This is a genomic window from Bacteroidota bacterium, from assembly GCA_016711505.1.
In the GTDB taxonomy this organism is placed as follows: domain Bacteria; phylum Bacteroidota; class Bacteroidia; order AKYH767-A; family 2013-40CM-41-45; genus JADKIH01.
Map to the genome: position 1 here is coordinate 486,909 of JADJSV010000003.1, position 25,637 is coordinate 512,545.

20 protein-coding genes are annotated in these 25,637 nt (G+C 36.5%); 15 read left to right on the forward strand and 5 right to left on the reverse strand.

What is annotated here, in order from left to right; translation table 11 throughout:
- Positions 1 to 124 precede the first annotated feature (124 nt).
- Genes IPL24_07975 through IPL24_07985 form a run of 3 tightly spaced genes read right to left on the reverse strand, consistent with a single transcriptional unit; the run spans position 125 to position 2,376 of the window.
- Positions 125 to 1,153: a hypothetical protein gene (locus tag IPL24_07975; protein MBK8363618.1), complete on the reverse strand. Its 1,029-nt coding sequence runs from the start codon at positions 1,151 to 1,153 to the stop codon at positions 125 to 127.
- 22 nt (positions 1,154 to 1,175) lie between these two features.
- Positions 1,176 to 1,838, reverse strand: a complete 663-nt coding sequence (locus IPL24_07980) for a hypothetical protein (GenBank protein MBK8363619.1) — start codon at positions 1,836 to 1,838, stop codon at positions 1,176 to 1,178.
- Positions 1,819 to 2,376 carry a sigma-70 family RNA polymerase sigma factor gene (locus IPL24_07985; GenBank protein ID MBK8363620.1) on the reverse strand — a complete coding sequence of 186 codons (558 nt, stop codon included), beginning with the start codon at positions 2,374 to 2,376 and terminating at the stop codon, positions 1,819 to 1,821. Before IPL24_07985 ends, IPL24_07980 begins: the two co-directional genes overlap by 20 nt.
- 245 nt (positions 2,377 to 2,621) lie before the next feature.
- Between IPL24_07985 and IPL24_07990 the strand changes: the two genes are divergently transcribed.
- The 7 genes from IPL24_07990 (at position 2,622) to IPL24_08020 (ending at position 15,277) form a co-directional block, all read left to right on the forward strand.
- On the forward strand, positions 2,622 to 5,021 hold the full coding sequence (locus IPL24_07990) for a PQQ-dependent sugar dehydrogenase (protein ID MBK8363621.1): 2,400 nt from the start codon (positions 2,622 to 2,624) through the stop codon (positions 5,019 to 5,021).
- A gap of 173 nt (positions 5,022 to 5,194) precedes the next feature.
- Positions 5,195 to 8,353, forward strand: coding sequence for a hypothetical protein (locus IPL24_07995; protein MBK8363622.1), 3,159 nt, complete (start codon positions 5,195 to 5,197; stop codon positions 8,351 to 8,353).
- Positions 8,354 to 8,360: 7 nt separating this feature from the next.
- Positions 8,361 to 8,975 (forward strand): response regulator transcription factor, encoded by a 615-nt coding sequence (locus IPL24_08000; GenBank protein MBK8363623.1) that lies wholly within the window; start codon positions 8,361 to 8,363, stop codon positions 8,973 to 8,975.
- Between the two features lie 518 nt (positions 8,976 to 9,493).
- Positions 9,494 to 12,598 carry a SusC/RagA family TonB-linked outer membrane protein gene (locus IPL24_08005; GenBank protein MBK8363624.1) on the forward strand — a complete coding sequence of 1,035 codons (3,105 nt, stop codon included), beginning with the start codon at positions 9,494 to 9,496 and terminating at the stop codon, positions 12,596 to 12,598.
- A gap of 20 nt (positions 12,599 to 12,618) precedes the next feature.
- Positions 12,619 to 14,091 carry a SusD/RagB family nutrient-binding outer membrane lipoprotein gene (locus IPL24_08010; GenBank protein MBK8363625.1) on the forward strand — a complete coding sequence of 491 codons (1,473 nt, stop codon included), beginning with the start codon at positions 12,619 to 12,621 and terminating at the stop codon, positions 14,089 to 14,091.
- Positions 14,092 to 14,113: 22 nt separating this feature from the next.
- Positions 14,114 to 14,767: a DUF5011 domain-containing protein gene (locus tag IPL24_08015; GenBank protein MBK8363626.1), complete on the forward strand. Its 654-nt coding sequence runs from the start codon at positions 14,114 to 14,116 to the stop codon at positions 14,765 to 14,767.
- A gap of 6 nt (positions 14,768 to 14,773) precedes the next feature.
- Complete coding sequence (locus tag IPL24_08020; protein MBK8363627.1) at positions 14,774 to 15,277, forward strand: hypothetical protein; 504 nt, start codon at positions 14,774 to 14,776, stop codon at positions 15,275 to 15,277.
- Between the two features lie 219 nt (positions 15,278 to 15,496).
- On the opposite strand, the gene IPL24_08025 is transcribed toward IPL24_08020, so the two are convergent.
- Both IPL24_08025 and IPL24_08030 read right to left on the reverse strand, forming a co-directional pair.
- Positions 15,497 to 15,886, reverse strand: a complete 390-nt coding sequence (locus tag IPL24_08025; GenBank protein MBK8363628.1) for a response regulator — start codon at positions 15,884 to 15,886, stop codon at positions 15,497 to 15,499.
- Between the two features lie 2 nt (positions 15,887 to 15,888).
- Positions 15,889 to 17,121 (reverse strand): hypothetical protein, encoded by a 1,233-nt coding sequence (locus tag IPL24_08030; GenBank protein ID MBK8363629.1) that lies wholly within the window; start codon positions 17,119 to 17,121, stop codon positions 15,889 to 15,891.
- Between the two features lie 260 nt (positions 17,122 to 17,381).
- On the opposite strand from IPL24_08030, the gene IPL24_08035 reads away from it, so the two are divergent.
- The 8 genes from IPL24_08035 (at position 17,382) to IPL24_08070 (ending at position 25,587) form a co-directional block, all read left to right on the forward strand.
- Positions 17,382 to 17,711, forward strand: a complete 330-nt coding sequence (locus IPL24_08035; protein ID MBK8363630.1) for a winged helix-turn-helix transcriptional regulator — start codon at positions 17,382 to 17,384, stop codon at positions 17,709 to 17,711.
- A gap of 38 nt (positions 17,712 to 17,749) precedes the next feature.
- Positions 17,750 to 18,601, forward strand: coding sequence for an arsenite methyltransferase (locus tag IPL24_08040; protein MBK8363631.1), 852 nt, complete (start codon positions 17,750 to 17,752; stop codon positions 18,599 to 18,601).
- A gap of 41 nt (positions 18,602 to 18,642) precedes the next feature.
- Positions 18,643 to 19,080, forward strand: a complete 438-nt coding sequence (locus IPL24_08045; GenBank protein MBK8363632.1) for an arsenate reductase ArsC — start codon at positions 18,643 to 18,645, stop codon at positions 19,078 to 19,080.
- A gap of 18 nt (positions 19,081 to 19,098) precedes the next feature.
- The gene (locus IPL24_08050) at positions 19,099 to 19,872 is read left to right on the forward strand and encodes a metallophosphoesterase family protein (protein ID MBK8363633.1); all 774 of its coding nucleotides are present in this window, start codon (positions 19,099 to 19,101) and stop codon (positions 19,870 to 19,872) included.
- A 322-nt stretch (positions 19,873 to 20,194) separates the two neighbouring features.
- Positions 20,195 to 20,908, forward strand: a complete 714-nt coding sequence (locus tag IPL24_08055) for a hypothetical protein (protein ID MBK8363634.1) — start codon at positions 20,195 to 20,197, stop codon at positions 20,906 to 20,908.
- A gap of 311 nt (positions 20,909 to 21,219) precedes the next feature.
- On the forward strand, positions 21,220 to 21,678 hold the full coding sequence (locus IPL24_08060) for a YfiR family protein (protein MBK8363635.1): 459 nt from the start codon (positions 21,220 to 21,222) through the stop codon (positions 21,676 to 21,678).
- Between the two features lie 26 nt (positions 21,679 to 21,704).
- On the forward strand, positions 21,705 to 23,978 hold the full coding sequence (locus IPL24_08065) for a TonB-dependent receptor (protein ID MBK8363636.1): 2,274 nt from the start codon (positions 21,705 to 21,707) through the stop codon (positions 23,976 to 23,978).
- Between the two features lie 16 nt (positions 23,979 to 23,994).
- Positions 23,995 to 25,587: a hypothetical protein gene (locus IPL24_08070; GenBank protein MBK8363637.1), complete on the forward strand. Its 1,593-nt coding sequence runs from the start codon at positions 23,995 to 23,997 to the stop codon at positions 25,585 to 25,587.
- Positions 25,588 to 25,637: the final 50 nt, after the last annotated feature.

Genomic DNA, 25,637 nt, shown 5'->3' on the forward strand with positions numbered 1-25,637 from the left:
GTGCGATTAGAAAACTAAAATTTTATTTCCTGATTATAAAAATGAAACAGTAAAGCTTAGAAACCGAAAAGGTCCTGGAAGGACCCTTTCGGTTTTTTCGCGAGTAAGTAAAAGTTATTTATTATTAAAAAGGCATCTTCACCGTCAACCCATATATAGATTTCTGATTCTTCAGGTAAATAACATCCAGACTAAATCCGAATGATCCCGAATCTTCGACAACAAATCCGGTTTTAAATTTGTTGTGTAATGGTCCTGACTTTTCATAGGATTTCGTAAAACCAGCCTGTAAGCCAACCCATTTTGCCCGGGAGCCGGAGATATTGGTCATGATCTTGAAATCATAAGATGCTACCATATTCAGATTTGTAAATTTTTCCGACGACCAGTCTGCGAATGAATTGATACTATAACTGACTCCCGTCTTGAGGAATGGAATTGCATATTTGTTGTCAAATATCAGACTTAAATTAAATGCTGCCATCGGGCTCCATCTGCTGCCAATTAAACTTAAGCCGAATGATGGCGACAACTCAAGAAAGTCAGTCTTGTCGCGACCATGATCTTTGATCGTCCAGTGTTCATTTTTTTTCTCAACTTCTATACGTGTACTTTGCTTGATGATTTTTTTGTTCTCTATTGCTGCTGCTAATGCATCACTGATTTTGATCTGTGAAAGTGAAGGAAGTAATGCCGGGTCTTTGAGATAAATATGCATCTCGTAATTATTTTCAAAAGCGTAAATAATATATTCATATGGTTGAAGTTCGTTCGTCAATGACCATTTTTCTTTTTGTATGTCAACAGACTGTTCTGCATAGTCTGTACTTTCAGCCTTTAACCTTCGTTTGCCATTGGCACTTACAAAGTAATATGTAAGTCTGGATCCGGCAGGATAAACTGAACTTTTAATTGCTTTATCCATATCTGCAAGAAATAATTGTATCAAAGAATCTGCGTTTTCGTATCTGAGCAAGCCGGTCTTATTTTTACCAATAAGAATAATAGTTATTTCTTCTGACGGATTGATTCTTATAGTATCTTTTTCTTTGCTGTTCCATTCAGCTTTATCTTCATCCAGATAATATTGCGCTTTTGAATCCTGTAAATTGGCAAGGCAAGCCCATAAAGCGATCAGCAGTATTTTTTTCATAGTAAGATTTTATTTTGATTATTTAGAAATTACGTTTCAATTTGAAATTCGTATTGTTGTCTGAGTTTTGATTGGTTGGCTGAAGGTTTTTTATTCCTAAGCGGAACTGAAACCCTTGAGCAAAAGTATTTTTATTGCTATCCTTTACAACTGCATCATCAAAATCCATTTGAACATATCTTTGTTTTGATCTTTTGATCTCTGACGTAGCTAAAGCCTTTTCTTCTACCGGCAATTGGATTTCTATATTTTTATCCTGAACCGGAATTTGTTTTTCGATACTGATCTCTTCCTGCCTAACCTTTGAATTTATTTTTTTTCCTGGTCGTTTCTGAAGATTTTTAATTTCAACAATTTGTTTTTCAATTGGCTTTTGAGATTCTGCCAAAGGCAAATTTTGATGAACCGGTGCCGGAAGTGCAATTTCATGTATTGGTTGCGTAGAAATTTCGTTGGTGGAACTACTGAATTTTGATATCCAGAGTGCAGAACTCAGGAACAGAATCAGAATTACGGCAGCTATCGTGCGCCAGTTTTGTTTCAGAAACAATGTAAGTACCGGTTGTTCCTTTTCTTCTGACTGAAGCAAAGCCCATTTCGCATCCAGATTGGGGTTATATCCTTGCGGTAGTTTATCAAGTGAATTGATCTTGTCTGCAATAAGTTTATTCTCCTTGTTCTCCATAGCTGCTTGTTGTTTGACTGATCATGATTCGTAATTTTCTTTTTGCTTTTGCCAACTGCGAACGACTGGTAACTTCACTGATGTTTAGTAATGATGCAATTTCCTTATGATCATAACCTTCAATAACATTCAGATTGAAAACTGTCCGGTATCCGGAAGGTAATTGCATAATATGATAGTTTAATTCTTCAGCTTCCATTGAGTTTATGATCTCTGCTTCCATTGGTACATCGGTTGTAGTTTCTTCTACAACAAACATCAGATTCTTTTTTTGTCGGATAAACATCAGTGCTTCATTTACCATGATCTTTCTGATCCATACCGACAAACTGCTTTCTCCATTAAATTGAAACAACTCAATATTTTTAAAGACTTTCATAAAACCCAACATCAGGCAATCCTCTGCATCCGCATGTTGTGATAAGTATCGCATACAGACTCTGAACATAGGTGCATACATTCTTTCAAAAAGCATCTTCTGTGCTTTCTTGTCACCCGATTTGCATTGGAGAACAAAATTTTCGTCGAATGTGGTCATGTACTTATATAATGCATCTCATCAAAAAAACGTTGCCTGAGGGCTAAAATATTTTTTACTTGCTAATTTATTAAAATCTTAATCAGAACTACCAAATTCATTTAAAGACGTTTTCTTAATTTCGCCTCAAAATGGTGGCTTTAAACCTATTTCCCGTGGATTGGCATAGGATTTTAAAGATCATATGGAAATTAATTAATAGTATTACCTAAATATAGTACGGTTTAAAATCCCTTCAACTTCTCATGAAATTTACAAAACAAATGATAGTAACTGCGATACTATCCCTATTCTTATGTTCAAACCCTGCTCAGGCAGTAGTGACATTACCTGTTGGTTTCAGTCAGGTATTGGTCGCAGGCGGAATTACTGCCCCAACCACAATGGCAATTGCTCCTGATGGAAGATTCTTCGTTGCCCAGCAAAATGGATTGTTACGTGTGGTGAAAAATGATACTTTATTAACCCAACCCTTTCTGTCATTAAGTGTAAATATTGACGGAGAAAGAGGATTACTGGGTGTGGCTTTAGACCCAAATTTTGCTTCTAACCAATATATATACGTTTGCTATACTATTGCCAGCGGTTTATTTAATCGTGTCAGCAGATTTACTGCAAGCGGTGACACTGTAATTCCCGGAAGCGAAGTAACAGTTATTGAATTAGATACTCTAATTGCCAATTATCATGGTGGTGGTCACCTGGATTTTGGACCGGATGGAACTTTGTATATAGCAGCCGGCGAAAATGGTCGTTCATATAAGTCGCAGGATCTGGACAGTTATCTTGGAAAAATACTTCGTGTAAATCCCGATGGTTCTGTTCCTGTAAATAATCCTTTTACCGGTCCAGGAAAAAGACAACGCGTCTGGTCATATGGTTTAAGAAATCCATTTACATTTTCATTTCAACCCGGTACTGGAAAATTATTTATCAACGATGTAGGTGAGATCACCTATGAAGAAATAAACGATGCAACAACAGGTGGCAATAATTTCGGATGGCCTGCTGCAGAAGGTGTCAGCACTGATACCAATTTCGTTAATCCATATTATAATTATATCCATGGTACAGCATCCGGACAAGGCTGCGCTATAACAGGCGGTACCTTTTTCAATCCGGTGTCTACTGATTATCCGGCATTGTATCAGGATAAATATTATTATATTGATTATTGCGGTAACTGGATCGATATGATCTCACTTACCAATCCGCCAACACGAACTACTTTCGCCTCAAATATCGCTGCATACTCTGTTGGAATTGCTACAGGAATCGATGGAAATCTTTATTACTTATCACGTAATGACGAAGCGTTATATAAAATAGATTATTCTGTAAATCAGGCTCCGGCAGTTTTAAATCAGCCACAGAGCAGAACGATTTCACTGAATTATCCTGTCACTTTTTCTGCTACTGCTAGTGGTGCTGCAACATTAAATTATCAATGGTTGCATAATAATGTTCCTGTTGTTGGAGCAATATTACCTGATTACACAATTTCGAATGTTGCTTTCGCAGATTCGGGAGACTATCGGTTAGTTGTTTCAAATACATTCGGATCTGATACCAGCGTCATCGCTCATTTAACTGTAACTGCTAATCAACCTCCTTCAGCTACTATCATCTCCCCACTTACAAATTCTTTTTATTCAGCCGGTGAAGTAATTAATTTCAGTGGAACTGCAAGCGATCCTGAAGATGGAACTCTCGCAGCCTCTACTTTTCAATGGCTCTTGGTTTTTCATCATGATACGCACATTCATCCGGGACCAACAGTTTCAGGTGGTACAGGTTCAGGATCATTTACAATTCCTAACACCGGAGAAAAATCTGCTAATGTATTCTATAGGTTATATATGATAGTTCAGGATTCAGAAGGAATGATCGATTCTTCTTTTGTTGATCTATTGCCTAGAACATCTATGATCACACTAAATTCTCAACCTTCCGGACTTTCCCTTCAACTCGATGGACAACCCTTCACAACTCCTTACTCTGTATTAAGTGTAGAAGGTATGTATAGAATGATCTCAGCTCCATACGCACAACAATATAGTGGTAATCAGCTTTTATTCACTTCGTGGAACAATAACGGTCCATTGACTCAGACTATTACAACACCAATCAATGATTCGACATACTTTGCAACTTATGATTCATTGCAACTTGCATATAATCTTGGCAATGATTCTTTAGTATGTGTGAATGATGTGGTTATTATTGATGCAGGTGCAGGGTATCAGAGTTATGTATGGACAGATGGTTCTGTCGGACAATATCTCATCATTCCAACTACTGCTGCTGATACCTTCACTGTAGGTGTAACAGTTGTCGATGGAAGTGGAATGACAGGAAATGATTCTGTAACGTATGTTGTTGATGTTTGTAATTCTGTTGATCAGATCGGCGGTACTCTTGTAAGCGTTTATCCTGTTCCTTCAACCGGAAAAGTTAACATCAGTAAATTACCTGTAAGTTATTTTCTGGATGTTTATGATATGACAGGAAGAGCGATCGTGAAAAATAGTTTTGTTCCATCAAATGAAATTAAAACAGTTGAACTGTCTCCGGGACTTTATTCATTTATACTTAGTACTTCTGATAAAAAGTTTGTTACAAAAAAAGTATCCGTGATCAAATAGTTTCTAAATAAGTTCAATGTTCAAAGTTCAAAGTTCAAAGTTGACTTCGTAGCTACCTACGAAGCCAACCAACTTTGAACTTTAAACTTTGAACTATCGAATTGCCCACATTTTGATGTAGTAAATTCTATCTTTGATTTTATTATCTTGCTTAAAATAGATAATGAACATCAATGAACTGTCAGCTCGGAATATCGAGGAGTAGAATACCATCTAAAGAATGGATTTTAGCTGTTTTGAAGCCTTTTTTAGTTTTGTTCCTGCTATTTATGTCTTCCGGATCTGATGGTCAGATCTATCGTTCGGTCAGAATTTCACTGGCTCAAGGACTCTCCCAAAGTACAGTTTATGGAATTGCGCAGGATTCGCCCGGATTTTTATGGGTAGCCACACAGGATGGATTGAATAAGTATGATGGAAATTCTTTCGAGACTTATTATAATCAACCGTTCGATTCGGCGTCGATTCCTTCCAGTAATGTCATGACAGTTTTCTGTGATTCGAAGAACAGACTTTGGGTCGGTACAATGAATTCCGGTCTGAGCCTTTTCAACAGAACGACTAAATCATTTACTACTTTTTCCGAAAGTGCAAGGAAAGGTTCGATCAACGATAACTCTGTTTTTACAATTTGTGAAGATGCTGATGGTACGATCTGGGTTGGAACTTCTCTTGGGTTGAATCGTTTGTTTGAGACTAAAAATGCACAAGGAAATGATTCACTCTTTTTTGAATCAATTAATGTAGGTAACGATAGTTTGCTGAGGAATACTTCTGTAATTTTTTCTGAAAAGCCCGGTGTATTGTGGATTGGAACGAAGAAGGGATTGTGCAGACTTACTACTGTCTCAAATGGCAATCAGCAAAACAATTCGATAAAAGTTTTTACTTCTGAAAACGGAATAGGAAATAATTACATCTGTGATATTGTTAAAGATAAAAATGGCAACTTAATAGCAGTTACAAAAACCGGAATTTCAATCTTTGATCCTGTTCACGAAAAATTTATTTCGTATAAATTATCTGACAGCAAGGAAAAACAAATTTATGTGAATTGTGCGACTTTGTTTTCTGATAATTACTTATGGTTAGGTTGCTCCGAAGGAGTTTTCAGACTGAATACTGATAAGATGATTCCTGATAAAGGAAATATTATTCACCCGGAAAATATCATTTCACGAAATTCATTTTCAGTTGGAGCGATCATCTCTTTGAAAGAAGACAAGATCAATAAGGGAATAGCCTGGTTGGGAAGTGAAGCAAACGGTCTGACCAAACTTGTGCCTGTTACAAAAAATTTCTATTCCGACGATTTGAAAGATCAATTAGATGTGCCTTTTGTTTATAGTCTCCTGAAGGATTCGTCTATCTTATGGATTGGTACAACTTCAGGATTGATCCGGAAAAATCTTTCTTCAGGAAAAAGTCAGTTGTTTTCAGTTAATACTTCTTCAGATGATATATGGGCCAGTGATTATATTAATCATCTTTTGAAAGACAGATCAGGAAATCTCTGGACCGGGACTTCTTCCGGATTATTTAAAATAGAAAAACCATATTCATTAAAACCTGGTTTCCGGAAGGTAGTTGTAAATAAAAGTGTTCCAACTGTTGGTGTTCGTGACCTGTACATGGATGTAAATGGGCAAATGTTTGTTGTAGTGCCAAGAAAAGTTTTTCAATTTGATCCGCAATCAGATGAATCGAAATTGATCATTTCACTTGATGAATTGAAATTGAGCGATAAGGTGGTCATCTCATCAATGGTGAAAGACAACAACAATAATTTATTTGTTGGAACTTCACAGGGATTATTAGTCTTTAAATACAGCAACAATAAGTACAACTATCTGAATCCTTTTATAATTCGTTACCAGCCTGATGATACTACCTCAATGAGATGTGATAATGTTTACAATCTGACATCAGATCCGGATAATTCTATATGGATTGCAACAGCAAATGGATTGACGAATCTTAAATTCATTTCTGAAAGTAATTATACGTTAAGAAATTTTTCCAGAAAAAATGGAATGAAAAACAATGCTATTTATACCGTGCAGGTCGATAGCATCCGGAATTCTATCTGGTTCAGTACTAATGGGGGATTGACAAAATTCGATAAAGTGTCGAATAGATTTTTTAACTATGATCTGCATGATGGTTTACAAAGTAATGAATTCAATGCGGGCGCCGGTTTCATTTCTGAGTCGGGTGAACTGTTCTTCGGCGGAGTGAATGGTTATACTTCATTCAAGCCATGGGAAATCAGGACAGATACAGTTAAGCCGCATTTAGCAATTACAAAATTTCAGATCCTGGGAAGTGATGCTCAGCAAGCTCTGAGTCTTGATGGAAAAGTGGAACTGAAGCATTATAACAATTCATTCAGCATAGAATTTGTTGCCTTGCAATTTTCTAATCCCGCAAAGAACCAATATGCATATATGCTTGAAGGGTATCAGAAAGAGTGGACGAATCTTGGTACAACGAATAAAGTTATTTTTTCTAATTTACCTCCCGGAGAATTTGTATTCCGCGTGATTGGGTCAAATGAAGATGGAATATTCAATTCAACAGGAGAAAAAATTATTATTTGTATAAGTCCGCCATTTTACAAAACCATCTGGTTTTATCTGGCTTTAGTATTTGTCGTAGGATCAATATTGTGGCTGATGCATGTGTATCGGTTAAAATTCAAAATGAAACAACTTGCCGCCATTGAAAAGATCAGGACAGATACGGCAGCGGATTTCCATGATGAATTGGGACACAAACTCACTACCATTTCATGGTTCAGTGAGATCATGAAACGAAAATTGAATCCTGACCAGTCTGAGTTGAAAGGCTATCTTGATAAGATCACCGGCACAACAGGAGCTTTGTATCATACTATGCGTGATCTTCTATGGGCAATGGACCCTGAGAAAGATTCGTTATATGATCTTTATAAGCAACTCCGGGAATTCGGCGAGTCATTATTTGATCAGACTGATTTCCGCTTTATTTCTATGGATGATAACCCTGCATTTAAAAACGATACTATTCCATTTGAACAAAAGCGTCACGTACTTCTTATTTTCAAGGAAGTGATGAACAATAGTTTTAAGCATTCGAAAGCAACGACAGTTTCTTTGAATGCTATCAGAGAGAATAACCATTATACATTGATTGTAACAGACGACGGATCTGGTATAACAACTGAAGCCAGTCAGTATGGAAATGGTTTAAAGAATGTGTATAAACGGTCCGGATTAATTAACGGAGATCTGAAAATAAGTTCAACCGGCAAAGGAACAATTATAGAATTATCAGTGCCACTCACAAATTAATAAGAAGATGATAAAGGTTGTAATCGTAGATGATAGTTCAGACTTGAGAGAAGGTCTTCAGATCGCACTTAAAGAACATGACGATGAATTTATCTGCATCGGTGCATTTTCAGATGCTGAAAGTGCTGTGAAGAATGTTGAAACACTTTTACCGGATGTGATTCTGATGGACATCAATCTGCCCGGGATTTCAGGGATTGAAGCTGTGAAAAAGATAAAGCGATCCCTTCCAAAAACTGACATCATTATGCTCACAGTATTTGCTGAAGACAAAACCGTTTTCGATTCACTTTGTGCCGGAGCTTGTGGATACATAACAAAAAACACTACTCCTGAACAGATCCTTGATGCAATCCGTGATGTTAGCAAAGGTGGCTCACCAATGAGCCCGCGTATTGCAAGAATGGTTGTTGGCTCATTCAGGAATTTCATTGTCTCTTCTCTTACCGAAAGAGAGCAGGAGGTACTCACATTATTGAGCAAAGGCAACAGTTACAAAATGGTTGCCGAATTACTTTTTATCTCTCACGATACTGTGCGATTTCATATAAAAAATATTTACAAGAAACTTGAAGTGCATTCTCTTCCGGAGGCGTTTGCTAAGGTGAAAAAGTTTGGGTGAGAATTTATTTTCTGGAAAATATTTATTGCTCCTGCCAAAAGAGAAATTATTGCACCACCTTCAAATCATTTATTTCTATTTTCAAATTTTATCTTACTACATATTGATGTAGCATTCACTTTTAATTTACTACATCAAACCACATTTACATGTGGTGAAAGATTTCATCAAAATTTTATTCTTTTATACCATCATACTGAGTGTATGATTTGGTAAACAAAGATTTCATTTGAGCGGACAGTTCGTCATTCATAAACAACATCACCGGATGATCGTATCTTACTTCTCATAGTTTTGGTTAAACAAGAATTCCTTAAATTATTGTTACAGAATTTTGATGTTGTTGATACCTGAACTGTTCGCTTAAAGAAATCTCTATCAATCATTATTTCACTTTAAAAATAATAGAAAAGATATGAGCAGGAAATTTACTTCACTACTTTTTGCCCTCTTAATGGCTACCGGAATTCTTTTTGCACAGGACCGGGTCATAACAGGGAAAATTACTTCTAAAGACGATGGACAGACACTTGCCCGGTGTTTCTGTTATTGTAAAAGGAACTTCGACCGGTGCCATTTCTGATATTGACGGAAATTATTCCATCACTGTCCCGGCAAGTGGAACTACACTTGTCTTTTCAGGTGTGGGATTTACTTCGCAGGAAATTGTTATCGGAACTTCAACTTCCATTAATCCTGTTCTGGAAACAGATATTAAAAAGCTGAATGAGATCGTCGTCACCGCTAATGCAATCGAAAGAGAAAAGCGAAGCGTTGGATATGGTGTCTCTACTGTTACAGGAAGTGATCTTACCAAAGGTGAAGAACGCAGTCTGGTAAATTCTTTACAAGGAAAAGTAGCAGGTGTACAAATTACCAGTGCTTCAGGTGGAGTAGGGTCTTCATCACGAATTATCATTCGAGGTGGTTCTTCTTTATTAGGAGACAACAGACCACTCATGGTTGTTGATGGAATTCCTATTCAGGATGATAACTTTCAAACAGGCGATGAACTGAACAGACAAGTAGATGCCGGGAATCGTGCCAATGATATCAATCCGGAAGACATTGAATCAATTTCTATATTAAAAGGTCCGGCTGCTGCAGCATTATACGGATCTCGTGCATCGAATGGTGCAGTCATGATCACTACTAAATCCGGAAAAGCATTAAAAGGTTCCGGAAAAAATCTGTCGATGACATTCTCAAGCGGAATGACTTTCGAAACACCACTGAAGTTACCGGAATTCCAAAATCAGTTCGGTCAAGGTTTACCATTCTTCTTACATGACCTTCGTGAGAATACAAGCTGGGGTGCACCATTTGATGGTGTCGTTCGTCCGTGGGGTTATGCTATTGATGGCGAACAAAGAGTAAAGCCTTATGTTGGACTGGAAGATAATGTCAGAGAATTCTTCGACATTGGACATACTTATACAAACAATTTTTCTCTTGCAGGAAATCAGGATAAAACTGCTTACTATTTTTCATTCGGAAATGTAAAACAAACCGGTATCATTCCCGGAACGGAATACAACCGCTATAGTTTTAAAGTTTCTGCCAGCACTGAATTATCAAATCATGTTTCCAGTTCTGCATCGGTGATCTATTCCAAATCAAATGGAGACCTTTCGATTCAGGGACAGAATACTGCCTTGTCGCCATGGGAGAATATCATACAAACTCCACGCGATATCAGTTTGCTAGAATTAAAAGATTATAAAAATAAATTCAATGACCTTGATGGTTATTATAGTCCGTATACAAACAATCCATGGTATACTCTGAATGAGAACTCATATGAAAATGCTGTTGATCACCTGATCGGAAATGTACAGTTGAATTACAAGCCGCTTGAATGGCTTACGTTCGATTACAGACTAGGGACAGATTTTTATGCAGACAACAGAGAAGAGATCCACGCAATAGCTAAGACAAATCCGGCATCACCACGATTCGCAGATGGTAGTATTGATTACCCCGGCTTTTATCAGGCATCAGAATTGACCGGACGGGAAATTAACTCGGATCTCACTGCAACTATCAAACGGTCTATTAACAAAGATTTGAAATTTAGTTTTATCCTGGGGCAAAACGTAAATGAGAGAAGAAATACTTCCTTGATCTCAACTGCGCCACAATTGATCATTCCTAATTTTTATAATCTTAGTGGTGTAAATGGAAATACTACAACTGCAAATGCTTTAAATATTCGCAGACTGTGGGGAGTGTATGGTTCTCTTGCTTTTGACTATAAGAATTTCTTATTTCTGGAATTAACGGGAAGGAACGATCATTCATCAACTCTTCCGATTGATAACAATAGTTATTTTTATCCAAGCGCAAATTTGTCATTTGTCTTTACAGATGCATTTAAGCTAAGCAATAAAGTTTTATCATTCGGAAAGATAGCTTTGAGTTATGCACGGGTTGGGAAAGATGCTCCGGCTTACAGTTTGAGTGAAGTCTTTACAGCTCCAAATACAAGTAATCCAGCTTATACAATTACAGACGGACACCAGGGTGTGCAGATTGAATTTCCTTACGATGGAATTCCGGGATTTACAAAAGGAAACACACTTGCCAATCCAAATCTGACACCTGAATTTACAACTGCATTCGAGATCGGAACAGAGCTTTCATTCTTGAATGACCGAGTGGGATTCAATTTTAATTATTATACCAACAGAAGCGAAGATCAGATCATCCCAATTCAGCTTCCTGCAACAATTGGATACCGTGCTCAATTTGTGAATGCTGCAACAATGACCAACAAAGGAATTGAAATGCTTTTGAAAGTTGTTCCTGTTGTGAATAAGAATTTTAAATGGACATTGTCAGTTAACTATTCTAAGAATACGAATAATGTTGAAAAGTTATACGGTGGTTTAAGTCAGATCTCAATTGGAAATGGAACCACATTTGTCGGTGCCGATCTGGTTGCTGCTATTGATAAACCATGGGGACAGTTGTTGGTAACATCTTTCATGCGTGATCCTGAAGGTCATGTCGTTTGTGATCCGAATACCGGACTTCCAATTACAGATCCGAATGATCAGCTAGCAGGAACTGTTCTGCCTGACTATACAATGGGTATCAACAATGCTTTTACTTATAAGAGCTGGAGCTTCTCTTTCACATTTGATATCAAACAAGGCGGATTACTTTATTCAAGAACCCGCAGTACGATGATCTTTACCGGTACTGATCCGGCTACAACTTATAATAACAGAGAACCTTTTATTATTCCAAACAGTGTTGTTTTGAATCCTGATGGTTCCTATGGTGAGAACACGGTAGAAGCAGATCCATTTACATACTTTGCTAACTCCGGTGCTGCACTTACAAATGTGCATGGTGAGAATTTATTGGATGGTTCTTATGTTAAACTTCGTGAGTTAAATATATCTTATGTCTTACCGAAACGTTGGATGAGCAAAACTCCTTTCGGTGAAATCACTTTAACAGCGTACGGAAGAAATCTCTGGATCAGTACTCCTGAAGAGAATATCTATCTGGATCCTGAAGTTAGTTCATTCGGTACAGGAAATGTTCAGGGCTATGATTATGGCGCTTTACCTTCTGTAAGAAGTTTTGGTGGCATGGTAAGATTTACTTTTTAATCAAATCAAAAATGAAAACTATGAAAAACATTAAAATATATACAGGTTTGATCGTCATTGCAGCAATGCTTACGATGAATTCATGCAAGAAGGATTTTCTCGACGTAAATACCGATCCGAATAATCCTATTGATGTAACAAGTGAATTGATCCTTCCACCGGCAATCGCTCACACCGCATTTATAACGGGTGGAACTTATCAGGTTATCACTGGATTCTGGGCTCAATACTGGACGCAAGGTTCAACCGGAAATCAATATAACATCTATGATCAGTATCAGATTCCGAATACGACTTTTGACAGACAGTGGGTGGAATTGTATTCTGATGTACTTGAAGACTTCAAAGTACTCAGCGAAAAAGGTATCTCTGAGAATAAACCTAATTACACAGCCATTGCATATATAATGGAAGCGTATGTATTCCATGTACTAACCGATCTGCATGGTGACATTCCATATTCAGAAGCATTGCAAGGCTTGAATAACATTGCCCCGCATTTCGATTCACAGCAATCTATTTATGATGGATTGATCGTAATGATCGATAAAGGAATTTCAAATATAGATTATGATGCAAGCGCATTTGTTCCGGGAGCTGATGATTTTATTTATCATGGCGATATGGAATTGTGGGAGCGTTTTGCAAATTCACTTAAGCTAAGAATCTATATGCGCCAATCAGAGGTTCGTCCCGGCGTAGCGCAGGCAGGTATTAGCTCTCTGTATACTAATGGAGCAATATTTCTGGAAGACGGTATGGATGCAGAAATGCATTTCGTTAATTCCGTAGGATATGAACATCCATTGTATACTGAATTCATAAATCTGGGCAGACAAAATATTATGGCCAGTAATACAATTTTGAATTACATGATTGCTAATGGTGATCTTCGTATCGATGCTTTTTTTACTCCCGCAACGACAGGTCCTAATGCCGGCTCACATGCAGGCATCGATCAGGGAGATGGAAAGACTCCAACTTTCCCTTCTGATGCTACTCCTAATGATTTCTCTCAGCCAAGTGATTTAATTGCCGGTGGTGATGCCGCTGCAGTTTTCATGTCTGCGTCTGAAACATATTTTCTGCTTAGTGAAGCAGCAGCACGCGGATGGATAGCAGATGATGCTCAGGCTTTGTATGAAGCAGGTATTACTTCTTCATTTCTACGTTGGGAATTTTCTGAGACAGATGCATCTGATTATTATGCATTGCCGCAGATTGCTTTTCCTGCAGCAGGTAGTCAGGACGATAAAGTAAAAGCAATCATCACTGAGAAGTGGGTTGCTAATTGCGGAAATCAATCGATAGAAGGATGGAATGATTGGAGGAGAACAGGATATCCTGATTTCTTTACTGTATCTCTTACCAGTCTTATCGCTCCGGGAAGTTATCCGCAGAGATTGCCTTATCCGAATTCAGAAATACAGACAAATCAGAATACACCGGCTCAACCTGACATCACTGCGAAAGTATGGTGGGATGTCAACTAACGATTTTAACCAGATAAACACTATGAAAAAAAATATATTAATTCTCACAATTGCGGTGATTTCAATCCTTGGTGCCTGTAAAAAGGAGGATACTGCTGAAGTTTCAAAAGTAGTAAGCGTAAGTTATCCGATGATCACTTTAAAAGGCGCTCCGGGTGATACCGTAATTTTTCTGGCAACCGGTTCTACCTATACCGATGCAGGTGCAACTCTGACAGATGATATTACAGGAGCACAATCCGATCTTATCGGTAGCACTGCTGAAGTTGATCTTTCAACTCCGGGAGTTTATTATGTAACATTTTCTGCAAGTAATTCAAACGGTTTTGAAACGACTAAGAACAGAGTCATTGTAGTTTATGATGCTGCTGTTCCTTTAGAAGATTATACCGGTACCTATTCGCAGGCAAATGGAAGAGTTGTAAATGTGGCAAAAGTCGCAGACCGGTTATTTACATGCGATGATCTGTACGGAACGTTTACAATTCCAATTCCATTGTATTTTGTTGATTTTGGAACGGGCTTATATATTCCATCTCAGAAAATTCATCCATCTCTTGGTGTTGAAGTACATGGTGAAGGCGAGAAAACAGGAACTGCCGGAAGTTATGTTCTGGATTTCTATGGACTGACCCGTGATGGACAACCGCGTCCGAGAACATTAACGCAACAATAATTTCTAATGAAGAAAAATGTTGTTACAATATTTCTTTTTCTTCTTGTTGCTGCAATGAATGCACAAAATGTAAAACCGTGTTCAACACCTGAAAGTAAGCAGTTTGATTTCTGGGTAGGCGAATGGGATTTGACGTACAGTGATACAATGCATGCTACCAACAAGATCGAACATGATTTTGATGGCTGTGTTATTCATGAAAAGTTTTATGACCCGAATCAGAAATACAGAGGCGAAAGCTGGTCAATGTATAACCCTGTTTTAAAATTATGGCAGCAAACATGGGTTGACAATCAAGGTTCATACTTTGCATTAACAGGAAAGTTTGAGAACAATGAAATGCTGCTCTTTACAGCACCACAGATTTTAAAGAAAGGTGGAGTAGGTTATAATAAGATGCGGTTCTATAATATTACTCCTGATAGCTTTGACTGGAGCTGGGAACTGACAAGAGATGAAGGGAAGACCTGGAATGTTGTCTGGAGTATTCGGTATTCCAGAAAAAAATAAAATGATTATAGGATAAATTGATTATTTCTGAAAAATTAACGCAGAGTCCACAAAGAAAAAAAGGGAGAAACAAAAGATCTCCTTTTCCTCCCTTTTTTCCCTCGATGCGCTCTATGTTTTAAAAAACTCAAAGTCGAACACCTCTCAAATAATAGTATCAGTTTTTAGGCATAATTAGGAAGCGAAGCACTTTGAAAAAGGTGTTTCGTTTTTTGCATTCTAAGCGAAGACTTTGCTAATGGATTTTTTATTAAGAGGTTTTTCAATAAAATCAATAACGTTTCTATTAGTCTTGGATAAATCAATTTCTTCCTGATTTATTGATGAGGAAAGAATATAAATATTTATTTGTTCTTTAATTCTTTGAGAAAATGTTTCAAATTTTTCAAGGAACTGCCAGGCATCCATAGAACCCATATTTATGTCCAGAAATAGAGTTGCAGGATTATTAGTTTGAGTATTGCTGAAATGATCATGTAAGAACTTAATTCCAATTTCAGGATCGGTAAAATCAATAATCTCTATCTCTTTGCCTAACAACCTTGATAGGATCAGTTTTGAAAGTGATATGTTTTGTACGTCATCGTCGATTAAAATGATTTTTTTCATTTTCAAGGCTTATAGTCTAATTCTATTAAGAATTCTGTTCCTTCATTGATTTTACTCAGCACTTTAATATTCCCTCCAAGTAATTCTACCTGTGTTTTTACCATGAAAAGTCCCATTCCTTTTCCCTCTACCTGTGTATGAAACCTCTTATATAATCCAAACAAATATTTTCCATGTTTTTTCAAATCAATTCCGATACCATTGTCTAAAAATGAAATAATTATTTTATTTTCTACGATATGGCTTTTAATATGAATTAGTGGTGGTTCATTGGTTTTTTTATACTTAATACTATTAATTATAAGGTTGAAAAAGATACTATGAATATATGGTTTTACAGACATAATATTTTCTGCTTCTGAGAAGTCAGGCTTAATTCTCACCTGATTACTGTCAATTAATTCCCCAATACTCAGAAATATTTCATTGACCAGTGTTGTTAAATTGATCCGTTCATTTCTATTTCCGGAATTTCGTTTGATTTGTAGAATTTTATTTAAATCCCGGATTATATTGTCTAATTGTATTACAGAAGTAGTGAGGTGATTTAAGTATTCTTTTTGATCAGTCTCAGAAATTCCGTCCTCATTTAAAAAATCAGCGATACCAATAATATTTGCAGTTGGTGCCCGCAAATTGTGCGAAACCATAAATGTAAACTGCTCCAGATCGCAATTACGATTTATCATTTCCTTGATTAATTTCTCACGTTGAACTTCAGCTTTTTGAAGCTTTAAATTTAACTCAGATAATTCTATAGCCTTAAGTGTTCTTTCTTTATTCTGGACTGCCAGTTCATCATTTGCTAATTGCAATTCGGAACTGCGTTTTACTTTTTCGCTATTTTCGAATTCTAATTTTTTATTTGCTATAATCAATTCTGCTGCTCTCTTTTCTTTTTCATTGTTCTGAAAAAGTAACTCCTCATTTGCAAGAAATAGCTCAGCGGCACGCGCCTCTTTTTCTTTATTTTGGTAGGCTAGTTCGATATTTGCCAGAATTAATTCTGCAGCTCGTTTTTCTTTCTCAGAATTCTGGTATGCTAATTCTATGTTGGCGATAACTAATTCTGCTGCACGTTTTTCTTTTTGTTCGTTTTGGTAAGCTAGTTCACTATTCAGAATGAGTAATTCATATTCACGCTTTGTCTGCATTTCATTCTGTTTTTCCAACTCATTGTTTAGTTGGGTTAACTGAAATGAAGTCATAGTGTTTTTTATTTTAGGTAGTTTCATTTGGAAAATTCTTTTTTATAAGATGATTTATAGCATACAATTGCCCACCTCTTTTATACGTTATTTTGATCGTTTTGTTTATGAAATGCGAATCTTTAAGCATAAATAATAAGGGAAAATCTGTCAGATTTTTGATGGGGTAAATATTGCCCGAGTTTAAATAACATGTTTTAATGACTTATTTAGAGGAAATGAAGTGCTTAGAAATAATGAAAAAAATTTTTGGATGAAGTTAATATAAATCGTAATATTGCGATGTAATGGGAATTTCAAAAACAGAAGAATTTACGGTAAGAGACAACAAAGTTGCTCAATATGCCAAAGCACTGGCACATCCTGCCCGTGTAGCGATCATTGAAGTTCTTTTAAAAAAGAACTCATGTATCTGTGGTGATATAGTGGATGAATTACCTTTGTCTCAGTCAACCGTGTCTCAGCACTTGAAAGAATTGAAGTCTGCCGGATTGATCCAGGGAGATATTGAAGGAGTAAAAACTTGTTATTGTATAAATGAAAAAGAGTGGCTTCAGGCTAAGCAATATCTGAATGCACTGTTTGATAAGTTAGTTGTTAAGAAAAATTGTTGCTAAAAAAATTTAACTTTATTAATCGTAATATTACGTTAGCTATGGAAAACAAAACCCCCGAACAAATTAAAGAACTTGTGAAACAACAGTATTCACAGATCGCACTGCAAGAGAAGGATCAGAATGAATCATCATGTTGTGGTTCTACATGCTGCTCAACGGATGTATATAATATTATGTCCGATGACTATTCAAAATTGGAAGGTTATAATCCGGAAGCAGATCTTGGACTTGGATGTGGATTGCCTACTCAGTTTGCAAAGATCGCTAAAGGAAATGTGGTCATCGATCTGGGTTCAGGAGCAGGAAACGATTGCTTTGTTGCTCGTCAGGAAACAGGTGATACCGGAAAAGTTATTGGTATCGATTTCACTCCGGCTATGATCGATAAAGCACGGATTAATGCAGAGAAACTCGGATATCATAACATTGAATTCCGTCAGGGTGATATTGAAAACTTACCGGTAACTTCTAATGTTGCTGATGTCGTGGTTAGTAATTGTGTTTTGAATCTGGTTCCTGATAAGGTAAAAGCCTACAGCGAAGTATTCCGTGTACTTAAACCTGGCGGACATTTCAGTATCTCTGATGTAGTGCTTGAAGGTGCTTTGCCAAAGACTCTGATGAATGTTGCAGAAATGTACGCCGGTTGTATTTCCGGAGCAATTCAGAAAGATGTATACCTCAAAGCTATACATGATGCAGGTTTTAAAAATGTAACTATTCAAAAGCAAAAAGCAATCTTACTTCCTGATGATATCCTTAAAGAATATTTATCGGAATCTGATATTAAAACCTACAAAGAAAGTGGTGTAGGGATATTCAGCATAACAGTTTATGGTGAGAAAGAAAAAAAAGATCAACCATGTTGTCCACCCGGTTGTTGTAATTGATCTTTTGAATTAAATAAAGCAGATAATTTAAATCGAATCAGATGAAGAAAAGAGTATTGTTTCTGTGTATGCACAATTCCGCTCGCAGTCAGATGGCAGAAGCTTATCTGAAAAAGTTCGGAGGTGACAATTTTGAAGTTGAAAGCGCAGGCTTTAAACCTGCGCCTATTAATCCTCTTGTAATAGAAGCATTGCATGAGGATGGAATTGACATCTCTTCTAATCCAACAAAAGCAGTATTTGATCTTTTTAAAGCCGGACAAATCTTTCATTATGTGATCCGTGTTTGTAATATTGCAGCTCAGGAACAATGTCCTATCTTTCCAAGTATGGCCGAAATGATCGATTGGTCTTTCGATGATCCTTCAACCTTTACAGGTAGTCATGAGGAAAAAATGGTAAAGGTCAGAGAAGTACGGGAAAAGATCAAAGCTCAGGTAAAAATGTTTGCTGAGCAAAAGCAATTGTCAGAAAAATGATAACTCAAATAGGATAGAATGAAAATAGCACTCTTCATCGATGTACATGCTAATCTCCCTGCATTGGAAGCTTGTTTGCAAAACATTGATGCCAAGAAACCTGATGCAATTTATTGTCTGGGCGATCTGGTAGGTTACAATATCTGGCCCAATGAAGTGATCGATATTATCAGGCAACGAAAAATTCCAACGATAGCCGGAAATTATGATTTTGGTATTGGAAGATCTAGTGATGATTGTGGATGTGCTTACAAAACAGATTCAGAAAAAGAATTGGGAAAGGTGTCTATTGCTTACACTAATGAGATCGTCAAGAATGAACAACGGCAGTATTTAAGAGAATTACCCGCACATATCAGATTAGAATTTCAATTGAACAACGACAAGCTTAATTTACTGCTTGTGCACGGAAGTCCGCGTAAGATCAATGAATATCTTTTCGAAGATCGCGATGAAAAAAGTTTAAACCGTATCATGGAGCAGGCAGATGCTGACATTATGTGCTTTGGTCACACGCATAAACCATATCATCGGATACTATCCACTGAGATTGAAAATAAAAGCAGATTCAGACATGCGATCAACATCGGTTCTGTCGGAAAACCGAAAGATGAGAATACGAAAGGTTGTTATGTTATGCTAACGATTGACGAGAATTCTTCAGTTAATAAAAGTGATTCAATTCACGTCGAATTTTGCCGCTTCGATTACGATATTGAAAAAGCTGCAAATGCAATTGAGGATAGTCCACTGCCAAATGAATATGCTGAGATGCTTCGAAAAGCGTTCTGATTTTAGTTTCTAAGTCGTATTGATCTTTCAAAACAGCAGGAAAGTTTCCTACAAGGCATTAAATCCGCAATCCGAAATCCGAAATCCGCAATCCGAAATCCGCAATCCGAAATTAAAATTATTTCGGATTGCGGAATTCGGATTGCGGATTTGCGCTTCGATTTTAGGATTTGGGCTATTTCAAAACATTAACATTTAAAAATTTTGAAAATTATGTTAAAATCTTTTCTGGAAACCCCTTGATTCCAATACCCAAAATGCAATACCTTTATTTCTTCACAGAATGACGTAATCGATTTGACGTCTGATAAAAAATGCATCAATGGATTCTAATTTACCGATTCAACAAATTCTTGCGCGCTATAAATCCAGCGACAAAACAGGTCTGCTTCATTCATATGGTGAACTGAAAAGTCTGAACATCGACCTTGATTTCATTTTCGTTTTACTGCGCACATTTGAAGATGAATCAAATTTTAATTCCAGAGATTATGATCAGTTCTCATTGGTTACAATCCTTGACTATATTGAACGAACACATACTTATTATCTATCGAAACGCCTGCATGAAATTGAGCAGACAATCGACTTACTTATTAAGTCGTACGATAAAAGTCATCCGCTATTACTCGCTTTAAATAGCTTCTTTCTGGAATACAAATCCCGTCTGGCAACTCACATCAAAGCAGAGGAAAGTTTTATGCTTCCATACATTAAATCTTTGTTGAAATTTGAAAAGCACGAGATCAACGTTCAGGATTATTTTGTGACTACTAAAGACAACTCCATGGACAAGATCCTTAATGCTCACGACGACGTTGAACTTGATCTTGCTAAAATGCGCGAAACACTCGTCAGCACAGAAACTCACGAGACCAGCAAAACTCTTTATCGCATTCTTATTACCCAACTTGAATCATTTGAAAAAGACCTGCTCGTTCACGGACTAGTTGAAGACCGCGTACTTATTCCCCGTGCAAAGCAACTTGAGGAGAATCTGAATGAGATATTTTCGGAGATGATCCGGTGGAATTGATCTTATAATTCCTGCTTTTTTTTAGTGGTTACTGAATCGTTTGTTTTCGGTAATGGACATCAGAGATGACTATGGTCATATCATTACAGCTTTATTGTAAGATTTGTCAGATCAAATGTAATTTTTGAAAATTTGTAGGTGTAACGACTACGATTCTTCAAGTTGAATTGCTACAAACTAAATGCAATGGACATGGTATAAGTTTCATAACAGACAATAACTGTGTGTGAAATATGGTGTGTTCTTTTTATCGGATAATCTTTAGATTATTCATGATTTTCTTTATTGGTATTTTTCCTCTTTATAATGGAATGGCACAAGATGTCGGCTATTCCGTTCGTGCAAATATTATATATCATTTTACTAAGTATGTTAACTGGCCTGAATTTAACAGCAATTCAGATTTTGTTATTGGAGTATTGGGTAATTCTACTATTGTGGATGAACTTAAAAAAGTAACAGCAGGTAAATCTTTAGGTTACCATAAAATTGTTGTCAAACCATTTACTTCATCCGAATCTTCTTATGTGTGTAATTTACTTTTCATTTCTGAAGCAAAAAGTTCTTCATTGAAAAGAGTTTTGGCAATGACTGAGAGTTTATCGGTATTGATAGTTACAGAGGAAGAAGGATTGTCATCAAAAGGAGCATGTATAAATTTTGTCGTGGAAGATGATAAGACAAAACTTGAATTTAATACCGGGAATATAATTAAACGAAATCTGAAAATTGCAAACGAATTGCTTGCACTGGGTACTATAGTTAAATGAAAATAAAGATGGAAGGAATTTTGAAAATGATTGGCACAATGATCTGTAGTGGCTGTGTCTTAATATTGACTGCAGGTAATTCTGTTTGTTCAGCTCAATCAGATAGTTCGCATGTGTTGGAGAATCTCAGCCTGAAAGAATTGCTAAGTATAAAAGTTACTACTGTGAGTAAAGCATCGGAAGAACTTGAAATGGCTGCAGCAACGATTGTGGTTGTCACCAAAGCGCAAATAAAAATTCGAGGATATCAATCATTGTTAGATGTACTGTATGATCTGCCTGATATAAAGATCGATGATAAAGTATATTCCGGTATCAGAAGTAGTTTTACAGTCAGGGGCGTTCAAGGACAGGACAAATTCATTATCCTGCTTGACGGTGTACGAATATCTTCTCCAATTGATGAAGCTTTACCTATCATGGAAAATTATCCTGTAAACCTGGTTGAACAAATTGAAATCGTTTATGGGCCGGCTTCTGCTCTGTATGGAGCAAATGCTGTTTCAGGTGTTATCAATATCATTACCCAAAAAAGCGCTAAAGATGAAATTTCTGTTGAAGGTTCATCTTTGAATGGAAATTATGGCTATACCAATAATCAGTTAATGATCACAAAAAAATTATCTGATGAGGTAAGTATGATCATATCCGGACAGTACTATTATGATAAACAACCGGATCTCAATAAAACATTTAACAATGACCCGCAAACCAATTCATCATCATATGAAAGCGGTACTATAAATACTGTGTTTGGTCCGGTAACTCCGATTGCTCCGGTTTCAGCAAATTTTGAAGCTCCGATGTCAGCATACAATATTTATGCTGCAATTCATAGTTCTGATTTTACATTATCTTATTTCAGGAATTCAACTACGACGCCTTCTGCATATGGGAGTAATGTCAATAACGCTCTTTACAACAAAGAAGCAGCAATTAAGCAAGGAATCGATGTAGTCAATGCATCATACAAGAAAAGTTTTGGACAATTGAATACTGTTTCATCTTTAACTGCCAGTAATTTTGTGCTTGATCCCAAGTCAAATTATAGAAATCTGTATACAGGATTTGAGCCGGCTTATAAATATGAATCATCCACTTCAATAAAAGGAGAAGAGCAACTTAATTTTGAAATTTCTCCAAGAATTAATTTAACCGGTGGAATAAGTTATGAATTGTTTTCTGTTGTGCCCTATAGTGGAGACCTTCAAGACCCTGTAAATCCAAATGCTGCAATTCAATCAAGTTATCTGGGTACAAAGAATTACTATAGCCCTAATGGTATACCTGCACATTTTTTCTTCCTTCGTTATTCAAATACAGGCTCTTTTTTACAGGCACAATATTCACCTGTTAAAAAACTCATTTTCTCCCTCGGAGCGAGATATGATTATAACACCAGATATGGAAATACTTTAAACCCAAGAATTAGTGGTGTTTACAAACCATTTAATAAAACAACAATTAAAGTAATGTTCGGATCTGCTTATCTGGCACCTTCCGTATCTTCCAGTTACGCGCAATGGGGATCTTTTGTAACTGCAGATTCGGGAAAGACTTATTCATCCTATTTTTTGCATCTGCCAAACCCTAATCTTAAACCGATCACATCGCGAACATATGAATTAAGCATCAAACAGTATTTTACGAATAATTTAAGTTTAACAGTGGATGGTTATTATACCGCATTGTATAATCTTCTTGGATTTGCCGATGATAATTCGAGCACTCACCTTTACAATAATCAGTTTTTTGCTTTTCCTGTCGATTATATTGAAGTATATGTTAATCAGGGACGACAAGAAAACTATGGTGGAAGTATACAGCTGAACTGGAAAACTACAGTCTCTAAAGCCAAGTTGAATTCATTTGCAAGTGTCAGTTATACAGATGGCATTATTCAAAGTGCTTTGAGGGAAGAGGATGAATTAACACCGGATGCGAAAGTAGATTTTGTTTCGAAATTTATTGTTCACGCAGGGATAGAGTGTAGTTTAGGGAAATTCACAATTGCGCCCAGAGCAATTTTCATGACTGAACAATCAATAAATGGAATTGCTGACACAGTTAACGGTTTGTTGCAAAGACAAAGTATTCCCGGATATACTTTACTCAATATATCAGCCAGGTATAATGTAAGCAGGCAATTTTCATTTTTTGCAAATGCTTCAAATGTACTGAATGTGCACTATCGAAGTGTAGGGTTTCTAATGGATCTTAAAAAGCCGGACTCGGATCTGTTTTATGGACAACCGGAAGATTTGTTAAGGATTATGGCAGGTGTTAATTTCAAATTTTAGTTTAAAGGAAATTTAAATGCGAAGTAGTATTAAGAAAAAAATTAATCTGTCCTTTTATTTACTTGTTTCTATTTTTCTCGTCAATGGAATTATCATTTTCTGGACTGTGGATCACAACAGGAAACTTTCCACATTGATCTCCGAAAACATTGACCCGTCCATTGAAGAATTGAATAATTTTAAATTGATGATTATTCTTTCACGGGAATTTTCTATCAACTGGGTCTATCTAAGGTCAAATGAAGATTACAAGAAAGAACTTTCAATTATTCAATCGAAGGACTACCCATTGATCCGTAAAAAATTGAAGCTTGAATCGATTTTATGGGATGAAAAAAGAGGTAAATCTGATCTGGATCAGGTGTTCATTCAATTTGAAAAAGTTTTGATCGATCAATACAAGATCATGAATCTTCTGAGCAAGTTTGAAGACTATGATGATCCTGTGAAAAAGTTTACAGCTGAAAGCTTGGTAGAAAATGAGATCATTCCTCCAATTGATACGATCTTAGAAAAACTGGATGGTGTAATCGCTAGTAATAATCAAATAAAGTCGGTTGCAGAAAATGAACAGTCAGATGCTATCATGATGATGGGCACATTGATGATTATTCTGGCAGTAATCATTGTTAGCCTATCAATATTTCTTTCTGCTTTTATGATGAGAAGTATTATCAGACCTATAAATGGAATTATAAAGATTGTAGATCTACTGGGAAAAGGTATTGTGAAAAATGTTTTATCACATAATAGTAAGGATGAAATAGGAGCGATGATCAATTCAGTAAATGCCCTTTCTGTAAAGTTAAACTCTGCAGCATTGTTTGCTGAAGACATAGGAAAAAGGAACTTTGATTCAGCATTCGTTCCACTCAGTGATGATGATAATTTGGGCAAGGCACTTATTGCAATGAGGGACAAATTACGATCAAGTGATCAGCATTTGAATGAAGCACAAAATAAACTTATTTTTCAGAATAAGGAATTACTTAAGACAAATTCAGAGCTGGATAAATTTGTTTATAGTGTATCGCATGATCTGAGAGCTCCATTAAGTTCAATGGCAGGTGTTGCAGAAATTGTTATTGACGAATCGAAAGACGAATTTGTTATTGAAAATGTAAGTATGATTCAAGGCAGTATTAAAAAACTGGATGGATTTATATTGGACATACTCGACTATTCCAGAAATTCACGGGTTGAAGTTTCTAAAGAACCTATCGATTTGAATTCCATTTTGAATGAAATCAAAAAGAATCTGAAATACATGGGCAAAGACAGGAGGGAAGTAAGGCTGGAAATGAAAGTAAATTGTCCTGACATTTTAAATACAGATAAAAGTCGTTTAAGTATAATCCTGAATAACCTTATTTCAAATGCTATCAGATATTCTGATCCGAAATCATCTGATCCATATGTTTTAGTGGAAGCAGTTTCGGATTCGAAAAAGACAAGAATTGTTGTGAAGGATAATGGGATCGGAATTGATAAAGCATCGCAGACAAAAGTTTTCGATATGTTTTACCGGGTATCAAAAAGATTCTATTGGCTCCGGTCTCGGATTATATATAGTAAAGGAGTGTGTTACCAAACTGATGGGAACTATTAATATCGTCAGTGAAGTCGGAAAAGGAACTGAGTTTCATGTGGAGATTCCAC